The 14,938-nt window shown below is 72.5% G+C and carries 13 protein-coding genes; 8 read left to right on the forward strand and 5 right to left on the reverse strand.

The window, feature by feature from the left end:
* Positions 1-730 precede the first annotated feature (730 nt).
* Together ACFHPP_RS13640 and ygfZ are read right to left on the reverse strand one after the other, a co-directional pair.
* Positions 731-1,027 carry a hypothetical protein gene (locus ACFHPP_RS13640; RefSeq protein ID WP_437163797.1) on the reverse strand — a complete coding sequence of 99 codons (297 nt, stop codon included), beginning with the start codon at positions 1,025-1,027 and terminating at the stop codon, positions 731-733.
* 92 nt (positions 1,028-1,119) lie between these two features.
* Entirely contained in the window at positions 1,120-1,965 is an 846-nt protein-coding gene (gene ygfZ / locus ACFHPP_RS13645; RefSeq protein ID WP_437163798.1) for a CAF17-like 4Fe-4S cluster assembly/insertion protein YgfZ, read from the reverse strand.
* 84 nt (positions 1,966-2,049) lie between these two features.
* Here ygfZ and ACFHPP_RS13650 point away from each other — a divergent pair, with 84 nt between their 5' ends.
* The 5 genes from ACFHPP_RS13650 (at position 2,050) to ACFHPP_RS13670 (ending at position 8,788) form a co-directional block, all read left to right on the forward strand.
* On the forward strand, positions 2,050-2,964 hold the full coding sequence (locus tag ACFHPP_RS13650) for a glycosyltransferase family 9 protein (protein ID WP_437163799.1): 915 nt from the start codon (positions 2,050-2,052) through the stop codon (positions 2,962-2,964).
* A 14-nt stretch (positions 2,965-2,978) separates the two neighbouring features.
* Positions 2,979-4,013 carry a glycosyltransferase gene (locus ACFHPP_RS13655; RefSeq protein ID WP_437163972.1) on the forward strand — a complete coding sequence of 345 codons (1,035 nt, stop codon included), beginning with the start codon at positions 2,979-2,981 and terminating at the stop codon, positions 4,011-4,013.
* Positions 4,013-5,776 carry an asparagine synthase (glutamine-hydrolyzing) gene (gene asnB / locus ACFHPP_RS13660; RefSeq protein WP_437163800.1) on the forward strand — a complete coding sequence of 588 codons (1,764 nt, stop codon included), beginning with the start codon at positions 4,013-4,015 and terminating at the stop codon, positions 5,774-5,776. The genes ACFHPP_RS13655 and asnB overlap by 1 nt, the downstream gene beginning before the upstream one ends.
* Positions 5,777-5,836: 60 nt before the next feature.
* Positions 5,837-7,159 (forward strand): dihydroorotase, encoded by a 1,323-nt coding sequence (locus ACFHPP_RS13665; RefSeq protein ID WP_437163801.1) that lies wholly within the window; start codon positions 5,837-5,839, stop codon positions 7,157-7,159.
* Positions 7,160-7,231: 72 nt separating this feature from the next.
* Positions 7,232-8,788, forward strand: coding sequence for a hypothetical protein (locus ACFHPP_RS13670; protein WP_437163802.1), 1,557 nt, complete (start codon positions 7,232-7,234; stop codon positions 8,786-8,788).
* Positions 8,789-8,819: 31 nt separating this feature from the next.
* On the opposite strand, the gene ACFHPP_RS13675 is transcribed toward ACFHPP_RS13670, so the two are convergent.
* On the reverse strand, positions 8,820-9,122 hold the full coding sequence (locus ACFHPP_RS13675; RefSeq protein WP_437163803.1) for a hypothetical protein: 303 nt from the start codon (positions 9,120-9,122) through the stop codon (positions 8,820-8,822).
* A gap of 164 nt (positions 9,123-9,286) precedes the next feature.
* On the opposite strand from ACFHPP_RS13675, the gene ACFHPP_RS13680 reads away from it, so the two are divergent.
* From ACFHPP_RS13680 to der, 3 genes are all read left to right on the forward strand, one after another.
* The gene (locus tag ACFHPP_RS13680) at positions 9,287-9,937 is read left to right on the forward strand and encodes a tetratricopeptide repeat protein (protein WP_437163804.1); all 651 of its coding nucleotides are present in this window, start codon (positions 9,287-9,289) and stop codon (positions 9,935-9,937) included.
* The gene (locus tag ACFHPP_RS13685; protein WP_437163805.1) at positions 9,934-11,289 is read left to right on the forward strand and encodes an outer membrane protein assembly factor BamB family protein; all 1,356 of its coding nucleotides are present in this window, start codon (positions 9,934-9,936) and stop codon (positions 11,287-11,289) included. The genes ACFHPP_RS13680 and ACFHPP_RS13685 overlap by 4 nt, the downstream gene beginning before the upstream one ends.
* A gap of 144 nt (positions 11,290-11,433) precedes the next feature.
* Positions 11,434-12,768, forward strand: coding sequence for a ribosome biogenesis GTPase Der (gene der, locus ACFHPP_RS13690; protein WP_437163806.1), 1,335 nt, complete (start codon positions 11,434-11,436; stop codon positions 12,766-12,768).
* Here der and ACFHPP_RS13695 read toward each other — a convergent pair.
* Together ACFHPP_RS13695 and purF are read right to left on the reverse strand one after the other, a co-directional pair.
* Entirely contained in the window at positions 12,750-13,472 is a 723-nt protein-coding gene (locus tag ACFHPP_RS13695) for an SDR family NAD(P)-dependent oxidoreductase (protein WP_437163973.1), read from the reverse strand. The genes der and ACFHPP_RS13695 overlap by 19 nt on opposite strands.
* A 2-nt stretch (positions 13,473-13,474) precedes the next feature.
* On the reverse strand, positions 13,475-14,938 hold the full coding sequence (purF, locus tag ACFHPP_RS13700; RefSeq protein WP_437163807.1) for an amidophosphoribosyltransferase: 1,464 nt from the start codon (positions 14,936-14,938) through the stop codon (positions 13,475-13,477).

Here is a 14,938-nt window from a genome sequence, read left to right on the forward strand (position 1 = left end):
GCATGACACGGCCGAAGCCCTGCCCTGCGATGCCTTTCGAACAGGCTCCGCTCACCACTCTCGATGCTTACAGCACTTCAGCCCGAGCAAACCCCAGCGCCCTCACGGGAACTTCAGCTTGATCGTCTGAAAGCGCTTCTCTGCTTCCAAAAGACAGATGCAATTGTCAAAGATCGAAGTCCTCCGGACCCACATTGCTGCGGATCCAGAACACTGATGCCCAAGGACACCGTGCTTGATCACCTGGCCGGACGAACCGACCTGCTCGCCTTCCCGATCCGTCATCCAGGCACCCGGAGGTGCCGGCTTCCAAACCCTGAAGACCTTCCCCGAAGGGACCACCTTGCGGCGGAGCGAGTAGATAACACCCGGAGGCGCCGGTTGCAAGACCCTATCGCCGAATTAGAGAAGCGAACCTGCTTTCCGAAGTGGTCGACAGGGCTATGGACAACCGATGGCTGAAATCCGGAAGTCCAGACTTCAACCACTTCCAGGCAAACCAGAATGGCACCTTGCGATACCATCCCACCGCCAGCACTTCAGGCCTTCAACCTCAGTTGCGACTGCGCAGGGCCAGGACGAATATCAACGATATCTTTCCCAGACTTTGCGCCAGCACCGAGGGCCAACGTCCCGTCTCGCGGCGGGCCGCCACCTAGCCTAGCTTCCGGCCGGCTTCAAGAGGCTTCTTCACGACCGGCGGAGCTTGTCCGGAGACGCCAGCCCAGCTTCAGCGCAGCCCGAACCGGCTGGCCCAGGATGGCCTCACGGGCGCTGCGGCTTCGCGCTGCACGGCGTGGAACCGCTTCGCCACATCCTCCGGCATCGCCACCGGCCCGAAATAGCGCTCACCACGCATATCCGTCGGCGCACAGATCACCACGCCGTCCTGCCACTCGCGCCGGTCGAGCGGCTCCGGCCAGTCATCGCCGCGCCAGAGCAGCGGGCGCAGCCCGGCCGCATCCTCCACCCAATGCCAGCCACTGGCCTCGGCCCGGACCGGCACGCCGTCCCAGGGGTTGTTCATGCGACCTGCTCCAGGGTCCCGCGGACCATAGCCCCCCTCATGCATGAAGGCGGTGCCGCGGGCAACAATGTTGAAACTCGACGAAACCGGGCTCAGGACACCGCGGCACTTGCGCCAGGCAGCCGCATCCAATCCGGGACCCGCGGCGTCAGCCGCGCGCCACCGGCGGAAAGCACCACGCCCGCCGCCACCGCGTCGATCCGCAGCAGGGCCAGGCCGAAGCCGTCCCGGGCGGATCGCAGCTCCCCGACCTCGACCCCGTCCCGCAGCACGGGGGTGCCGGACGGGGGAAGTCCGCCCTCGACGGAAACCGGGAAGATGCGGCGTTTCAGCAGGCCGCGGTACTTGGTGCGGGCCGTCAGCTCCTGGCCCATGTAGCAGCCCTTGGTCCAGGACACGCCACCGAGTTCATCGAAGCCGCCTTCGAGCAGCACGGATTTCTCCGGCTCCAGGTCGCGGGACCCGTCCGGCAGGCCGAGTCGTAGCCGGTGCAGGTCCCAATCGGCCTCGGAGGCATCGACCACCGGTGGCACCGCCGCCAGGATGCGCCAGCCGGCCTCCGGCAGCCGTGGGTCAGGCGCGGCCAGCGTGCCCGGCGGCAGGCCGCCCGGCGCCTCGCTGCCACCCCACGCCGCCATGACGGCGAACTCGGCCGAGGCATCGCGCAGCGCCACCCTGGCGCGCAGCCGGAAGCGCGACAGGCGCTGCACCAGCATGGCGGCCTGCGCGGCCTCCACATCAAGCAGCAGGCGCTCGCCTTCCGCCATGACGAAGAAGTCGGCCAGCCACTTGCCCTGCGGCGTCAGCAGCGCCGCCCAGACGGCGACGCCGGGCGCCACCTTGGACACATCGTTGGAGACGAGGCCCTGGAGGAAGCCGACCCGGTCTTCCCCGGTCACCTTCACCACGCCCCGTCCGGTCAGGAGGGCAATCGGCATCCTTCGGACATGGGACACGGCGACGCATGTTGCAACAGACCCGGGTGGGGCGATTCCGGTGGGTGTGCTATGCGGCGCGCCTGCATGCGCATCCTTTTCGTCACCGCCACCCGGATCGGCGATGCGGTCCTGTCCACCGGGCTGCTGGACCACCTTCTCCGCACCCATCCGGGCGCGCGGATCACGGTTGCCTGCGGCCCGGCGGCGGCCGGCATCTTCGCGCGGATGCCGGGGCTGGAACGGCTGATCGTCGTCACCAAGCAGCCCTTGTCGCGGCACTGGCTCGGCCTGTGGGCCAGAGTGGCCTTCACCCGCTGGGACCTGGTGGTGGACCTCCGCGCCTCCGCGCTGGCCTGGATGGTGCCGGCGCGCCGGCGGCTGACCGGCAAGGGCGGCCGGCGGCCGGGCCACCGGCTTGCGCATCTCGGCATGCTGATGGGGCTTTCGCCGCCGCCGCTGCCGGTTGCTTGGACCGCGCCGCCGGACGAGGCACGCGCCGCGGCGCTGCTGCCGGGCGGGCCGTGGCTCGTGGTCGGCCCCACCGCCAACTGGGCCGGCAAGGTCTGGCCGGCGGATCGCTTCGTGCAGGTGGCGCGCGCCCTGGTGGCGCCGGATGGCGCGCTGGCCGGCGCCCGGATCGCGGTGCTCGGCGGGCCGGGGGCGGAGGAACGCACCATGGCCGCGCCGGTGCTGGCCGCCTTCCCCGACGCGGTGGACCTGGTCGGCAGCCTCACGCTGCCGGAGGTCGCGGCGGTGCTGCGCCGGGCGGCGCTGTTCCTCGGCAATGATTCCGGCCTGATGCACCTGGCCGCCGCCGCCGGCGCCCCCACCATCGGCCTGTTCGGCCGCAGCAGCGCCGCCGAATACGGCCCCTCCGGCCCACGCGCCGTGGCGGTGGAAGCGGATGGCCCGCCGATGGATGCGCCGATGACCGACCTGCCCCCCTCCCGCGTGCTGGCCGCCGCCGAGCGCCTGCTCGCAAGCCGGGTGCCGGCGTGAGGGTCGCGCATGTCATGGCCGGCGCCGCGCAGGGCGGTGCCGAGGCCTTCTTCGAACGCCTGGTCCTGGCCCAGCATCGCGCCGGCCTGTCCGTGCTGGCGGTGATCCGGCGGGAGGCCGGGCGCGCCGCGCGGCTGGCGGCGGGCGGCGTCGCCCCGGTGCAACTCGGCTTCGGCGGGCCGCTGGACCTGCTGACGGCGCCGCGCCTCAGGGCCGTGCTGCGCGGCTTCCGGCCGCAGGTGACGGTCGCCTGGATGAACCGCGCCGCGCGGTTTTCGCGGGCGGCCACCGGGCGCGGCGCCGAATGGGCGCTGGCCGGGCGGCTCGGTGGCGCCTACCCGCTGCGGCATTATGCCGGCTGCGACCTGCTGGCGGCGAATACGCGGGGCCTCTGCGAATGGATTGCCGGCCAGGGCTGGCCGCGCGAGCGCGTCCGCCACGTGCCGAACTTCGCCGCCGACCTGCTGGGCGCGGCGCCGGCGGCGCTGCCCTTCCCGCCCGGCGCGGTGCCGCTGCTGGCCATGGGCCGGCTGCATCCCAACAAGGATTTTGCCACGCTGCTCCGTGCCATGGCGCTGCTGCCGGCCGAGACACACCTGGCCCTCGCCGGGGAGGGCCCGGAGCGCGCGGCGCTCGAAGGCCTGGCGCGCGAGCTCGGCCTCGGCGCCCGAGTCGCCTTCCTCGGCTGGCGGCAGGATGTCGGCGCGCTGCTGGCCGCGTCCCGCATGCTGTTGGTGCCGTCCCGCATCGAGCCCTTGGGCAATGTGGTGCTGGAGGGGTTTTCCGCCGCCCGCCCTGTCGTTGCCACCGCCGCCGATGGACCGCGGGAGGTGATCGAGCCCGGCCGGACCGGGCTGCTGGTACCGATCGGCGATGCCCGGGCGCTGGCCGCAGCCATCACATCGGTTCTGGCCGACCCGGCGCGGGAGGCTGCGCTCGCCGCCGCCGGCCGCGCCGCCTTCCTGTCCCACCATGCGGAGCCGGCGGCGCTGGCCGCCTGGTCCGGCTTCCTGGATGAAGCCGCCGCGCGCAAGCGGGGTGCCGCCTGATGTGCGGCATCGCCGGCCTCGCCCTGCGCCACGGCCTGACGCCGGAGCCGGAGATCCTGCACGCCATGCTGCGCGCGCTGGCGCATCGTGGCCCGGATGGGGAAGGCGTGCACATCGCCGACAATGTCGGCCTGGCGCATAACCGCCTGGCGATCATCGACCTGGCGACCGGCGACCAGCCGCTGTTCTCCGGCCCCGCCACCCTCGTCGCGAATGGCGAGGTCTACAACTACATCGAGCTGCGCGAGGCGCATGCGCTGGTCTGCACCACCGGCTCCGACTGCGAACCGCCGCTGCACCTGTACCGGCGCGATGGCGCGGCGGCGACGGCGGAGGCGATGCGCGGCATGTACGCCATGGCGCTGCACGACCGCGCGACCCGCCGCGTGGTGCTCACGCGCGATCCCTTCGGCATCAAGCCGATGTACGTCGCGGAGGTTTCGGGCGGCATCGCCTTCGCCTCCGAACCGCAGGCGCTGCTGGTCGCCGGGCTGGTGCAGCCGCGCATCCGGGCGGAGGCGCGGGACGAGCTGCTGCAGATGCAGTTCACCACCGGCGCCGAGACCATCTTCGCGGGTATCACGCGCATCCTGCCGGGCGAGACGGTGGTGATCGCCGACGGCGCCATCGTCGAGCGTCACCGCCGCGCCGCGCTGCCGGAGGGCGGCCCGCTGCCGGTGACGGAGGAGGACGCGCTGGCGCGCTTCGACGCCGCCTTCGAGGACAGCGTCCGCCTGCACCAGCGCAGCGACGTGCCCTATGGCCTGTTCCTGTCCGGCGGCATCGATTCCGGCGCCGTGCTGGCCATGATGGCGCGCCTGAACCAGCAGCCGGTCCGCGCCTTCACCGCCAGCTTCGACGTGGCGGGGGCCGCGGATGAGCGCGCGGCCGCCGCGGCCGCCGCCAAGGCACACGGCGCGACGCACACGCTGGTGACGGTGACGGAGGCCGAGGTCTGGCGCGAGTTGCCACGGATCGTCGCCTGCATGGACGACCCGGCGGCGGACTACGCCATCATCCCGACCTGGTTCCTGGCCCGCCGCGCGCGCGAACAGGTCAAGGTTGTGCTGTCCGGGGAAGGCGGGGACGAGCTGTTCGGCGGCTATGGCCGCTACCGCAGCGCGATGCGGCCCTGGTGGCTGTGGGGCCGCCGGCCGCGCGCCACCGGCGCCTTCGACCATGTGAAGGGCATCCTGCGCGACCCGCCGCGCACCTGGCGGGATGGCATCACCGCGGCGGAGGCCGCCACCGCCCTGCCCGGCCGGTCCCGCCTGCAATCGGCCCAGGCGGCGGATATCGCCGATTGGCTGCCGAACGACCTGCTGGCGAAGCTGGACCGCTGCCTGATGGCGCATGCGCTGGAAGGCCGCACGCCGTTCCTGGACCCGGCGGTGGCCGCCGTGGCGTTCCGCCTGCCGGATTCCCTCAAGGTGCGCGGCCGCACCGGCAAGTGGCTTCTGCGCGCCTGGATGGCCCGGCACGCGCCGGCCGCGAAACCCTTCGCGCCGAAGCAGGGCTTCACCGTGCCGGTGGCAGCCTGGATCGGTGGCGTCGGCGAACGGCTCGGCCCGCTGGTCGCCGCGCAGCCGGGCGTGGCGGAGGTGGCGCGGCCGGACCGCGTCGCGGCGCTGTTCCGCGCTGCCGCCGGCGACAAGCACCGCGGCTTCGCCGCCTGGCACCTGCTGTTCTATGCGCTGTGGCACCGCGCGCATGTCGAACGCCGGGATACCGGCGGCGATGTCTGGCAGGTGCTGGGCGGGTAGGGCGTGACGGCCACGCCGCATGGTCTATAGAACCTCCACCCGCCACGGAGGATGCCGCCCATGTCCCAAGCCTTTGACCTGATCCTGCGCGGCGGTACGCTGGTGCTGCCCTGGGGCGTCGAGGTTTCGGACGTCGGCGTGCGATCCGGCCGCATCGCCGCCATCGGCGACTTGCGCACCGCGACGGCGGCGGAGACGATCGACTGCGCCGGCCTGCACGTGCTGCCCGGCCTGATCGACAGCCACGTCCACCTGCGCGAGCCCGGCGACCCCACGGTGGAGACCATCGAGACCGGGACGAAGGCCGCCGTGCTCGGCGGGCTGACGGCGGTGTTCGACATGCCGAACACCAACCCCTCCATCACCACGCGCGAGAAGCTGGACTGGAAGCGGGAATTCGTCGCCGGCCGCGCCTGGTGCGACATCGGCTTCTATGTCGGCGCCGCGAAGTCCAATATCGCCGAGTTGGCCGCGCTGGAGGCGGAGCCGAATGTCTGCGGCGTGAAGGTGTTCGCCGGCAGTTCCACCGGTGACCTGCTGGTCGAGGACGATGCCAGCCTGGAAGCCGTGATGCGCAGCGGCCGCCGCCGCATCAGCTACCATTCGGAGGACGAGTACCGCCTGCAGTCGCGCAAGCCCGCCTACACCACCGGCATGCCGCACCGGATGCACGCCGAATGGCGCGACGTGGAATGTGCCTTCCTCGGCACCCGCCGGCTGATGGCGCTGGCCCGCAAGACCGGGCGGCCGGCGCATATCCTGCACGTCAGCACGGCGGAGGAACTCGGCTACCTGCGCGACTACCGCGATGTCGCCACGGTGGAGGTGCTGCTGAACCACCTGACGCAGACCGACGAGGCCTATGACCGGCTCGGTGGCTATGCCGTGATGAACCCGCCGATCCGCGACGCGCGCCACATGGCAGCCGCCTGGGCGGCCGTCGCGGATGGCACCGTGGACAGCATCGGGTCCGACCACGCCCCGCACAGCCGTGCCTCCAAGGAGAAGCCCTGGCCCGAATGCGGCGCCGGGCTGACCGGCGTGCAGACGCTGGTGCCGCTGATGCTGGACCATGTCTCGGCCGGGCGGCTTTCGCTGTCGCGGCTGGCGGACCTGATGTCGGCCGGCCCGGCGCGGGTGTTCGGCGTGGTCGGCAAGGGGCGGCTGGCGGCTGGCTACGACGCCGACTTCACCGTGGTCGACATGAAGAAGGCGCGCACCATCGAGGAAAGCTGGATCGCCTCGCCCTGCGGCTGGACGCCCTTCGCCGGGCACCGCTGCCAGGGCTGGCCGGTGATGACGATCCTGCGCGGCCGGCCTGCGATGCGGGAGGATGCGGTTCTGGGCACGCCGGCCGGCGCCCCGGTGCGCTTCGCGCCCTGAGCGCCTGCATATCGGCGGTTGAGGCGGCAGGGTGCGGCTGGTAGAGGCGCAGACTGGCATGGGGAGGCGGCGATGGCGGTACAGGACCCGGTCGGCATGGAGTGGGCTGCCAGGCTGATGGCCTCCCTCAGCCGGGACGCCGAACTGACAGCGCCGCGCCCGGAAGCACCGGCCGCTGCGGAGGACCCGGCCGCTGAGGAAGACTCGGGCGGGGACGGGGCCGATACGCCATCCGCCGCCGCGAAGCCCGACCTTGCCGGGCTGCTTCTGCTCGATCCGGTTTCACCCGAACCGGCGCCCGCGCCTCCTGCCGCCGACCCCGCGGGCCTGCTGTCGACCCTGAGCGCCGCCGCGATCGCGCCGGCGCGCCCCGCGGCGCTGCAAAGCCCGCTGCTTGAATTCCTCGATGGCGCGAAGCTCGCCTCGGTCCCGGCACCGCCGGAGGATCGGGGCGCCGCCTTGGTCGAGGCCTCGCCGCTCCTGGCCTCGATGCGGGCGCGGGAGGCCGGGAAGCCGGTGGCCGAGGTCGACGTGGTGCCCAGCGGCCCTGTGCCGGAGCAGCCCGTCCCGGCGGAAGCTACCCCCGAAGCCGTGATGCCTGCTGCGACGACGTCCATGCCGGAGGCGGAGGCAGCGCCCGAAGCAACGGTGCCCGCGCCCGAAGTCGCGGCAGATGCCGCGCCCGAGGACCTGGCAGATGCCGCGCCCGAGACCCTGGCAGATGCCGCGCCCGAAGCCCTGGCAGATGCCGCGCCGGAGGCTGCGGACCCAGCACCCTCCGCGCCGGCCGAGCCAGATCCCGCCGCGTCGGAGCCCTCACCCGCCATCCCCGCGAGCGCCGCTCCGGCCCGTGCTGACCAGGCTGCGCAACCGGAGCCCGTCGCACCCCGCGAATTCGAACCGCCTCCGCAGCCGGATTCTGCGAAGACCGCTGCCGCCGGGCCGGCGGGCCAGCAGCCGGACCCGCCGACAGATTGGTTCGCCCACGCCTCCCTGGTCGCCGCCCAGGCTGCCCTTGCCCAACCGGCGGGCGCTGCGGGCCCGGCGCAGGCGGCGGGTGACGGCCCGAGTTGGGTTGCGCTGCAGCATAGCCTTGGATCCGCACGGTCCGTCTGGTCGGCGATGTTCCTGGGTGCTGCGGCCAGCACGGCGTTGCCGCTGCGCGGCGCACAGGCCGCGCAGGCCCGGGGCCTGAAGCCCGTCCTGCTGGTGACGGAACAGAATCCGGAGCGGATGGACAGGTTGCGGTCTGCCCTGGAGTTCGCCGGGATGGATGGCGACGGGACCACGCTGGTGGCAACGCCGGTCGAGGCGGACCCGGCGAGGCTTGGACCTCGCAGCACGCTGGTGGCGGACCTGCTGGATGCGGCCGAAAGCTGGGACCTGCTGCGGATCGGCCTGCCCGGGACCGCGGGTGTCCTGCTCAGCCTCGACATGAAGCTGCTGGCCCGGAAGGTCCGCTGGCTGATGCTGCTGCCGAACAGCCGTGCGGAGGAGGCGGAGGTGCTGTGCCACCTGCTGCGGGCGCGCTGGCGCCTGGTCGCCGAGCGGCCGGCCCTGCTCAACCCCGCGGCGCCCGCGGTCGCCTCCCGGCCCGGCGGGCAGTTGTGGCGCGGCCCACTGGACTGAGCGCCCGGGCCAGGCCCAAGGCTGGCTCGGCTCAGGGCGTCGGCGGGTCGGCGACCTGCCGGCCAGCGCCCAGCGGCGGCACGGTCCAGCAATCGACGCCGCCCAGCGACCGCGTGCAATAGCTTGGCTCCGGCGGCGGCCCGGCGCGTGGGGCGCACCAGCCATGGCCGCGTTCCAGCCGCACCGCGGAACAGTCCCGCCCCGTCGCCAGGCTCGCCACATGGTCGACCGGGGTCCGCCCTGTCAGCACCAGGGAGGCGCCGCCCGCCACCAGCGCCGGACCGGCCGCCGCGCCGATGGCCGCCTCGCAACCGCAAAGCAGCAGCGGAATCAACCAGAAGCTTCTTCGGACCGGCGGTGGGGGAAGCGGTTGCGGGCGGCGCATGCGGCGAAGCTAGACCCCCGGGCTTAACGTGACCTGTATGGGCGGCTATGGTCCGGCCCCGGCTTCCGGCCGGCGGATCACCCGCCTTGCGGCCGCAGATCAAAGGATGGCCCGTGCCCGACATCTTCGACGAGATCGAAGAAGACCTTCGCGCCGATCGCGCCCGCCGCATGGCGCGGCGCTGGGGCGGGCTTGGCCTCGGCGTTGTGCTGCTGGTGCTGGCCGCGGCCGGGGGCTTCCAGGGCTGGCGCTGGATGCAGGCGCGCGACGCCGCCGCCGCCGCCGATGGCTACCTGGCGCTGCACCGATCGACGGAACAGCAGGGCGCCGACCTGGCCGCGGCCGCGGAGGGCTTCGCCCGCCTGGCCGCGGAAGCCCCCGACGGCTACCGCACGCTCGCCCTCCTGCGCGCCGCGGCGCTGAAGGCGGAAACCGGCGACACCGCCGCGGCGCTGGCGATCTACGACCAGCTTGCAGGCGATGGCGCGGCGGAGCCGCTGTACCGCGACCTCGCCAACCTGCTGTACGTCGCGCATGCGCTGGAAACCGGGGATGGGGCGCAACTTGCCGCCCGCATCGCGCCGCTGACCCAGCCCGGCAATGCCTGGCAGGCCCCGGCCCGCGAAGTGGCGGCGCTGGTGGCGATCAAGCGCGGCGACACGGCGGAGGCGCGGCAGCAATTGCAGGCGCTGGCCGCCGACACCGCGGCAACACCCGGGCTGCGCGAACGCGCGCAGCGTCTGGCGGCAGGGCTCGGCTCATGATGATGAAGACGATTTCGCGTCGCAGCGGGCTGCGCCTGTCACGCCGCGGCGCGCTGCTCGGTGCCGCCGGCCTGCTGTCCGGCTGCGGCGCCATCGATGGCCTGTTCGGCTCCACCAAGACCCCGCTGCCCGGCGAGCGCCGCAGCGTGCTGACCGCGGACCCGCCGCTGGCGGCCGATACCGGCCTCGGGGCCCGCGCCGTGCAGTTGCCGGCGCCCGTCGCCCTGGCGGATTGGCCGCAGGCCGGCGGGCCGCCGAGCCATGCGCCCGGCCACGCGCTGTTCTCCGCCGAGCCGCGCCAGGCCTGGCGCGCCTCCGCCGGCAGCGGCTCCGGCTACCGCCAGCAGATCACGGCCGGGCCGGTGATCGCAGGCGAGACCATCTACACGGTTGATTCGACCGGGGAAGTCGCGGCCTTTGCCCTGGCCGATGGCGGCCGGCGCTGGCGCGTCGAGACGACGCCGGCGGATGAAAGCGCCGGCCGGGTCGGTGGAGGCGTCGCCTTCGCCGATGGCGTGCTGTATGTGGCGACCGGCATGGCGGAAGTGCTGGCACTGTCGCCGGAGGATGGCGCGGTGCGCTGGCGGGTCCGCACCGCCTCCCCCAGCCGCGGCGCGCCGACCGTCGCCGGCGGCCGCATCTTCGTCGTCACGCTGGAGAACCACCTGGTCGCGCTGTCCACCGAGGATGGCCGGACCTTGTGGACCCACCGCGCCGGCGCGCTGTCCACCATCCCGCTCGGCCTGCCCGCGCCGGCGGTGGAGGGCGAGACGGTGGTGGCCGGCTTCGGCACCGGCGAGTTGACGGCGCTGCGCGTCACCGATGGCCGCGTGCTGTGGTCGGAGGGCCTCGGCCTGATCGGTGCGACCAGCCTGGCCGACATCGTCGGCATCACCGGGCTGCCGGTGATCGATCGCGGACGTGTCTTCGCCTCCGGCCTCGCCAACACCACCATCGCGGTGGACCTGCGCAGCGGCCGGCGGCTGTGGGAACGCAGCTTCGGCAGCGGCAACGGCGTCGCCTCCGCCGGGGACTGGGTGTTCGCGCTGACCCGGGCCGGCGAGGCGGTGGCGCTCGGGCGGGAGGATGGGCGCATCCGCTGGGTGTCCGAGCTGGACCCCGCGCCGGAGGGCCGGCGGCGGGGCGAGGCGGCGCGGTTCGGCCAGCCGATCCTGGCCGGCGGGTTCGTGCTGGTGCCGTCCAGCCGCGCCGAATTGCTGATGCTGGACCCGGCGACCGGCGCCATCGCCGGCCGCACCGGCCTGTCCTCCGGCGTCACCCTGCCGGGGGCGCTGGCCCAGGGCACCCTGGCGCTGCTCGGCGAGGATGGGACGCTGATGGCGCTGCGCTGACGGCGCCACCGCCAATGGCGCGGCGCTGCCGCGACGGCAACCTACCGGGTTTCGGGTATTCACAGCACGCGCGCGCCAGATGGCGCGGGCGGTGCTATGGAGGGGCCAGCCGCACCCCGCGTGCGGACTGGAACTCGGAATATCATGCAGACCGTTGCCATCATGGGCCGCCCCAACGTGGGCAAGTCCTCCGTCTTCAACCGCCTCGCCGGCCGCAAGATCGCGCTGGTGGACGACACCCCCGGCGTCACCCGCGACCGCAAGCAGGTGGAGGCCGAGATCGGCGGCGTGCCCGTCACGCTGATCGACACGGCGGGGCTGGAGGAAGCGGCGCCCGATACGCTGGCCGGGCGGATGACCGCCAGCAGCGAAGGCGCGCTGCGCCAGGCTGACCTGGTGCTGTTCGTGGTCGATGTTCGCACCGGCCTGACCGCCGCCGACCGCGCCTTCGCGCAATGGCTTCGCAAGGCGCCCGTCCCCGTGCTGCTGGTCGCCAACAAGGCCGAGGGCCGGCTCGGCATGCAGGCGGCGATGGAGGCCTACGAACTCGGCCTCGGCGACCCTATCGCAGTGTCCGCCGAGCATGGCGACGGCTTCGGCAACCTGCATGACGAGGTGCGCGACCGCCTGCACGCCGACCCCCGCCGCGGCAAGGAGGACCGGGAAAGGCCGCTGCGCCTGGCGATCCTCGGCCGCCCGAATGCCGGGAAATCCACGCTGCTGAACGCGCTGGTCGGCGAGGAACGCATGATCACCGGGCCGGAGCCCGGCCTGACGCGCGATTCCATCGCGGTGGAGTTCCGCGACGCCGAGGGCCTGATCCGGCTGGTCGATACCGCCGGCCTGCGCAAGAAGGCGCGCATCGAGAAGCTGCTGGAGAAGATGTCGACCGAGGCCAGCATCGCCGCGCTGAAGGAGGCCGAGGTGGTGATCCTCGTCGTCGATGCGCTGCAGGGCATGGACGAGCAGGACCTGCGCATCGGCCGGCTGGCGGAACGCGAGGGCCGCGCGCTGGTCATCGCCTTCAACAAGTGGGACGCGGTGGAGGACCGCAATGCGAGCCGGAAGAAGCTGGAGGACACGCTGACCAGCAGCTTCGCGCAGATGAAGGGCATCGCCGTGGTGCCGATCTCGGCGGCGAACGGGCGCGGCCTGGACAAGCTGATGCCGACGGTGCGGGAGGTCTACGCGCTGTGGAACCGCCGCGTGCCGACCGGCGAGTTGAACCGCTGGTTCGAGGCGATGAAGGACCGCCACCAGCCGCCGCTGGTGGAGGGCAAGCGAATCAAGCTGCGCTACGCCACCATGCCGAAGGCCCGCCCGCCGACCATCACCGTGTTCGGCACAAGGGCGGAGATGCTGCCGGAGGACTACCGCCGCTACCTGGTGAACAGTTTTCGCGAGAAGTTCGACATGCCGGGCGTGCCGATCCGCCTGCATCTGCGCGGCACGGAGAACCCCTACGGCGAGGAGGAATAGACCACCCTCTCGCCATGCCGGGTCTCGCCCGGCAGGCACAGCGCCGCCAGCGCCGGCGCGACCTCAGCCGGCTGGGTCAGCTTCGCGGCATCCTCGCCGGGCATCGCCTGCGCGCGCAGCTTTGTGGCCACCACATCCGGGTCGAACAGGTTCACCCGCAGCGGGGTCTTCGCCACTTCCTCGGCCCAGGTCAGCACCAGGTGCTCCATCCCGGCCTTGGTGGCGCCGTACATCCCCCAATAGGATTTCGGCCGCAGCACCCGCCCGGTGGTGACGAAGACGGCGCGGCCGGCGTCGGAGGCGCGCAGCGGCGGGTCGCAGGACCGGATCAGGCGCCAGGCGGCGGTCAGGTTCACGCCGACCGTCTGCGCCCAGTCCTTCGGCTCGATATGCGCCACCGGCGTCAGCTTGTTCAGCACGCCGGCATTGTGCACCAGGACGTCCAGCCGCCCGAACCGCTCCAGGATGGAAGGGCCGACCAGGTCGAGCTGCTTCTCCGCATCCCGGTGCAGGTCCAGCGGCAGCAGCGTGGCGCCACGGCCGGAGACGGCGCGGATCGCGTCATCCGTCTCCTCCAGCCCGCCCTGGGTGCGGGCGATGAGGACGAGCTGCGCCCCCAGCCTGGCCAGCTCCACGGCCAGCGCGGCGCCGATGCCGCGGGAGGCGCCGGTGACCAGCGCCACGCGGTCCTGCAAGGGCAGCATGGTCAACGGTTCGCCACCTGCAGCAGCGGCAGCGGGCGTTCGGAGTTGTCGCCAAGGTCGGTCAGCGGGATGGCGTAGTCCCCGGTGAAGCAGGCATCGCAATAGGCCGGCGCCGCCGCATCCCGCCCGCTGCGGCCGAGCGCGCGGTACAGCCCATCGAGCGAGATGAAGCCGAGGCTGTCGGCGCCGATGATCCGCGCCATTTCCTCCACGTCGTGGTTGGCGGCCAGCAGCTTGGACCGTTCCGGCGTGTCGATGCCGTAGAAGCAGGAATGCGTGGTGGGCGGGGAGGAGATGCGCATATGCACCTCCGTCGCCCCGGCCTGGCGCACCATCTCCACGATCTTCCGGCTGGTGGTGCCACGGACGATGGAATCGTCCACCAGCACCACGCGCTTGCCTTCCAGCATGGACCGGTTGGCGCTGTGCTTCAGCTTCACGCCGAGGTTGCGGATCTGGTCCGTCGGCTCGATGAAGGTGCGGCCGACATAATGGTTGCGGATGATGCCGAGCTCGAACGGGATGCCGGCCTCCGCCGCATAGCCCATCGCCGCCGGCACGCCGCTGTCCGGCACCGGGACGATGACATCCGCCGGCACACCGGATTCGCGCGCGAGTTCGGCGCCGATGCGCTTGCGCGTGTCATAAACGGGCGTGCCCTCCACGATGGAATCGGGGCGGGCGAAGTAGATGTATTCGAAGATGCAGAAGCGCGACTTCTCCCGCACGAAGGGGCGGATGGAGCGCACGCCGGCATCGTCGATCATGACGATCTCGCCGGGCTCCACGTCGCGCACGAAATCGGCGCCGACGATGTCGAGGCCGCAGGTCTCGGACGCCAGCACATGCCCGCCGGCCGGCAGCTTGCCGAGCACCAGCGGCCGGACGCCGAGCGGGTCCCGCGCCCCGATCAGCGCGCCGTTGTGCAGCGCGACCAGGCTGTAGGCGCCCTGCACCTGCTTCAACGCGTCGATCAGCCGGTCCATCACGGTGGAGTACAGGCTGATGGCGATGAGGTGGATGAACACCTCGGAATCCGTGGTGGACTGGAACAGGCAGCCGCGACGGACCAGCGCGCGCTTGAGAACATGCGCGTTGGTCAGGTTGCCGTTGTGGGCCACGGCGAAGCCACCGAATTCGAAATCCGCGTACAGCGGCTGCACGTTGCGCAGCGCCGTCTCGCCGGTGGTGGCGTAGCGGTTGTGGCCGAGGGCGGCGTGGCCGGGCAGGCCGGCGATCACCGCCGCATTGCTGAAATTGTCGCCGACCAGGCCGCGGCCCTTGTGGGCATGGAACTGCCCCTGGCCGGCCAGCGAGACGATGCCGGCCGCTTCCTGGCCCCGGTGCTGCAAGGCATGCAGCCCGAGCGCGGTCAGCGCCGCGGCGTCGGCGCTGCCCCAGACTCCGACGACGCCGCATTCCTCATGCGGATGGTCGTCATCGCCGATGTCCCACTGCTCGGTCAT

It is taken from the genome of Falsiroseomonas sp. E2-1-a20, from assembly GCF_051433195.1.
Lineage (GTDB): Bacteria > Pseudomonadota > Alphaproteobacteria > Acetobacterales > Acetobacteraceae > Falsiroseomonas.

Excerpts from the sequence above, each read along its gene's own strand:
- ACFHPP_RS13670 (WP_437163802.1), top strand. The coding sequence starts at position 7,232 with ATGGCGGTACAGGACCCGGTCGGCATGGAGTGGGCTGCCAGGCTGATG.
- ACFHPP_RS13665 (WP_437163801.1), top strand. The coding sequence starts at position 5,837 with ATGTCCCAAGCCTTTGACCTGATCCTGCGCGGCGGTACGCTGGTGCTG.
- der (WP_437163806.1), top strand. The coding sequence starts at position 11,434 with ATGCAGACCGTTGCCATCATGGGCCGCCCCAACGTGGGCAAGTCCTCC.
- ACFHPP_RS13695 (WP_437163973.1), bottom strand. The coding sequence starts at position 13,472 with ATGCTGCCCTTGCAGGACCGCGTGGCGCTGGTCACCGGCGCCTCCCGC.
- purF (WP_437163807.1), bottom strand. The coding sequence starts at position 14,938 with ATGACCGAGCAGTGGGACATCGGCGATGACGACCATCCGCATGAGGAA.
- ACFHPP_RS13650 (WP_437163799.1), top strand. The coding sequence starts at position 2,050 with ATGCGCATCCTTTTCGTCACCGCCACCCGGATCGGCGATGCGGTCCTG.
- ygfZ (WP_437163798.1), bottom strand. The coding sequence starts at position 1,965 with ATGCCGATTGCCCTCCTGACCGGACGGGGCGTGGTGAAGGTGACCGGG.
- ACFHPP_RS13685 (WP_437163805.1), top strand. The coding sequence starts at position 9,934 with ATGATGATGAAGACGATTTCGCGTCGCAGCGGGCTGCGCCTGTCACGC.
- ACFHPP_RS13640 (WP_437163797.1), bottom strand. The coding sequence starts at position 1,027 with ATGAACAACCCCTGGGACGGCGTGCCGGTCCGGGCCGAGGCCAGTGGC.
- asnB (WP_437163800.1), top strand. The coding sequence starts at position 4,013 with ATGTGCGGCATCGCCGGCCTCGCCCTGCGCCACGGCCTGACGCCGGAG.
- ACFHPP_RS13655 (WP_437163972.1), top strand. The coding sequence starts at position 2,979 with ATGGCCGGCGCCGCGCAGGGCGGTGCCGAGGCCTTCTTCGAACGCCTG.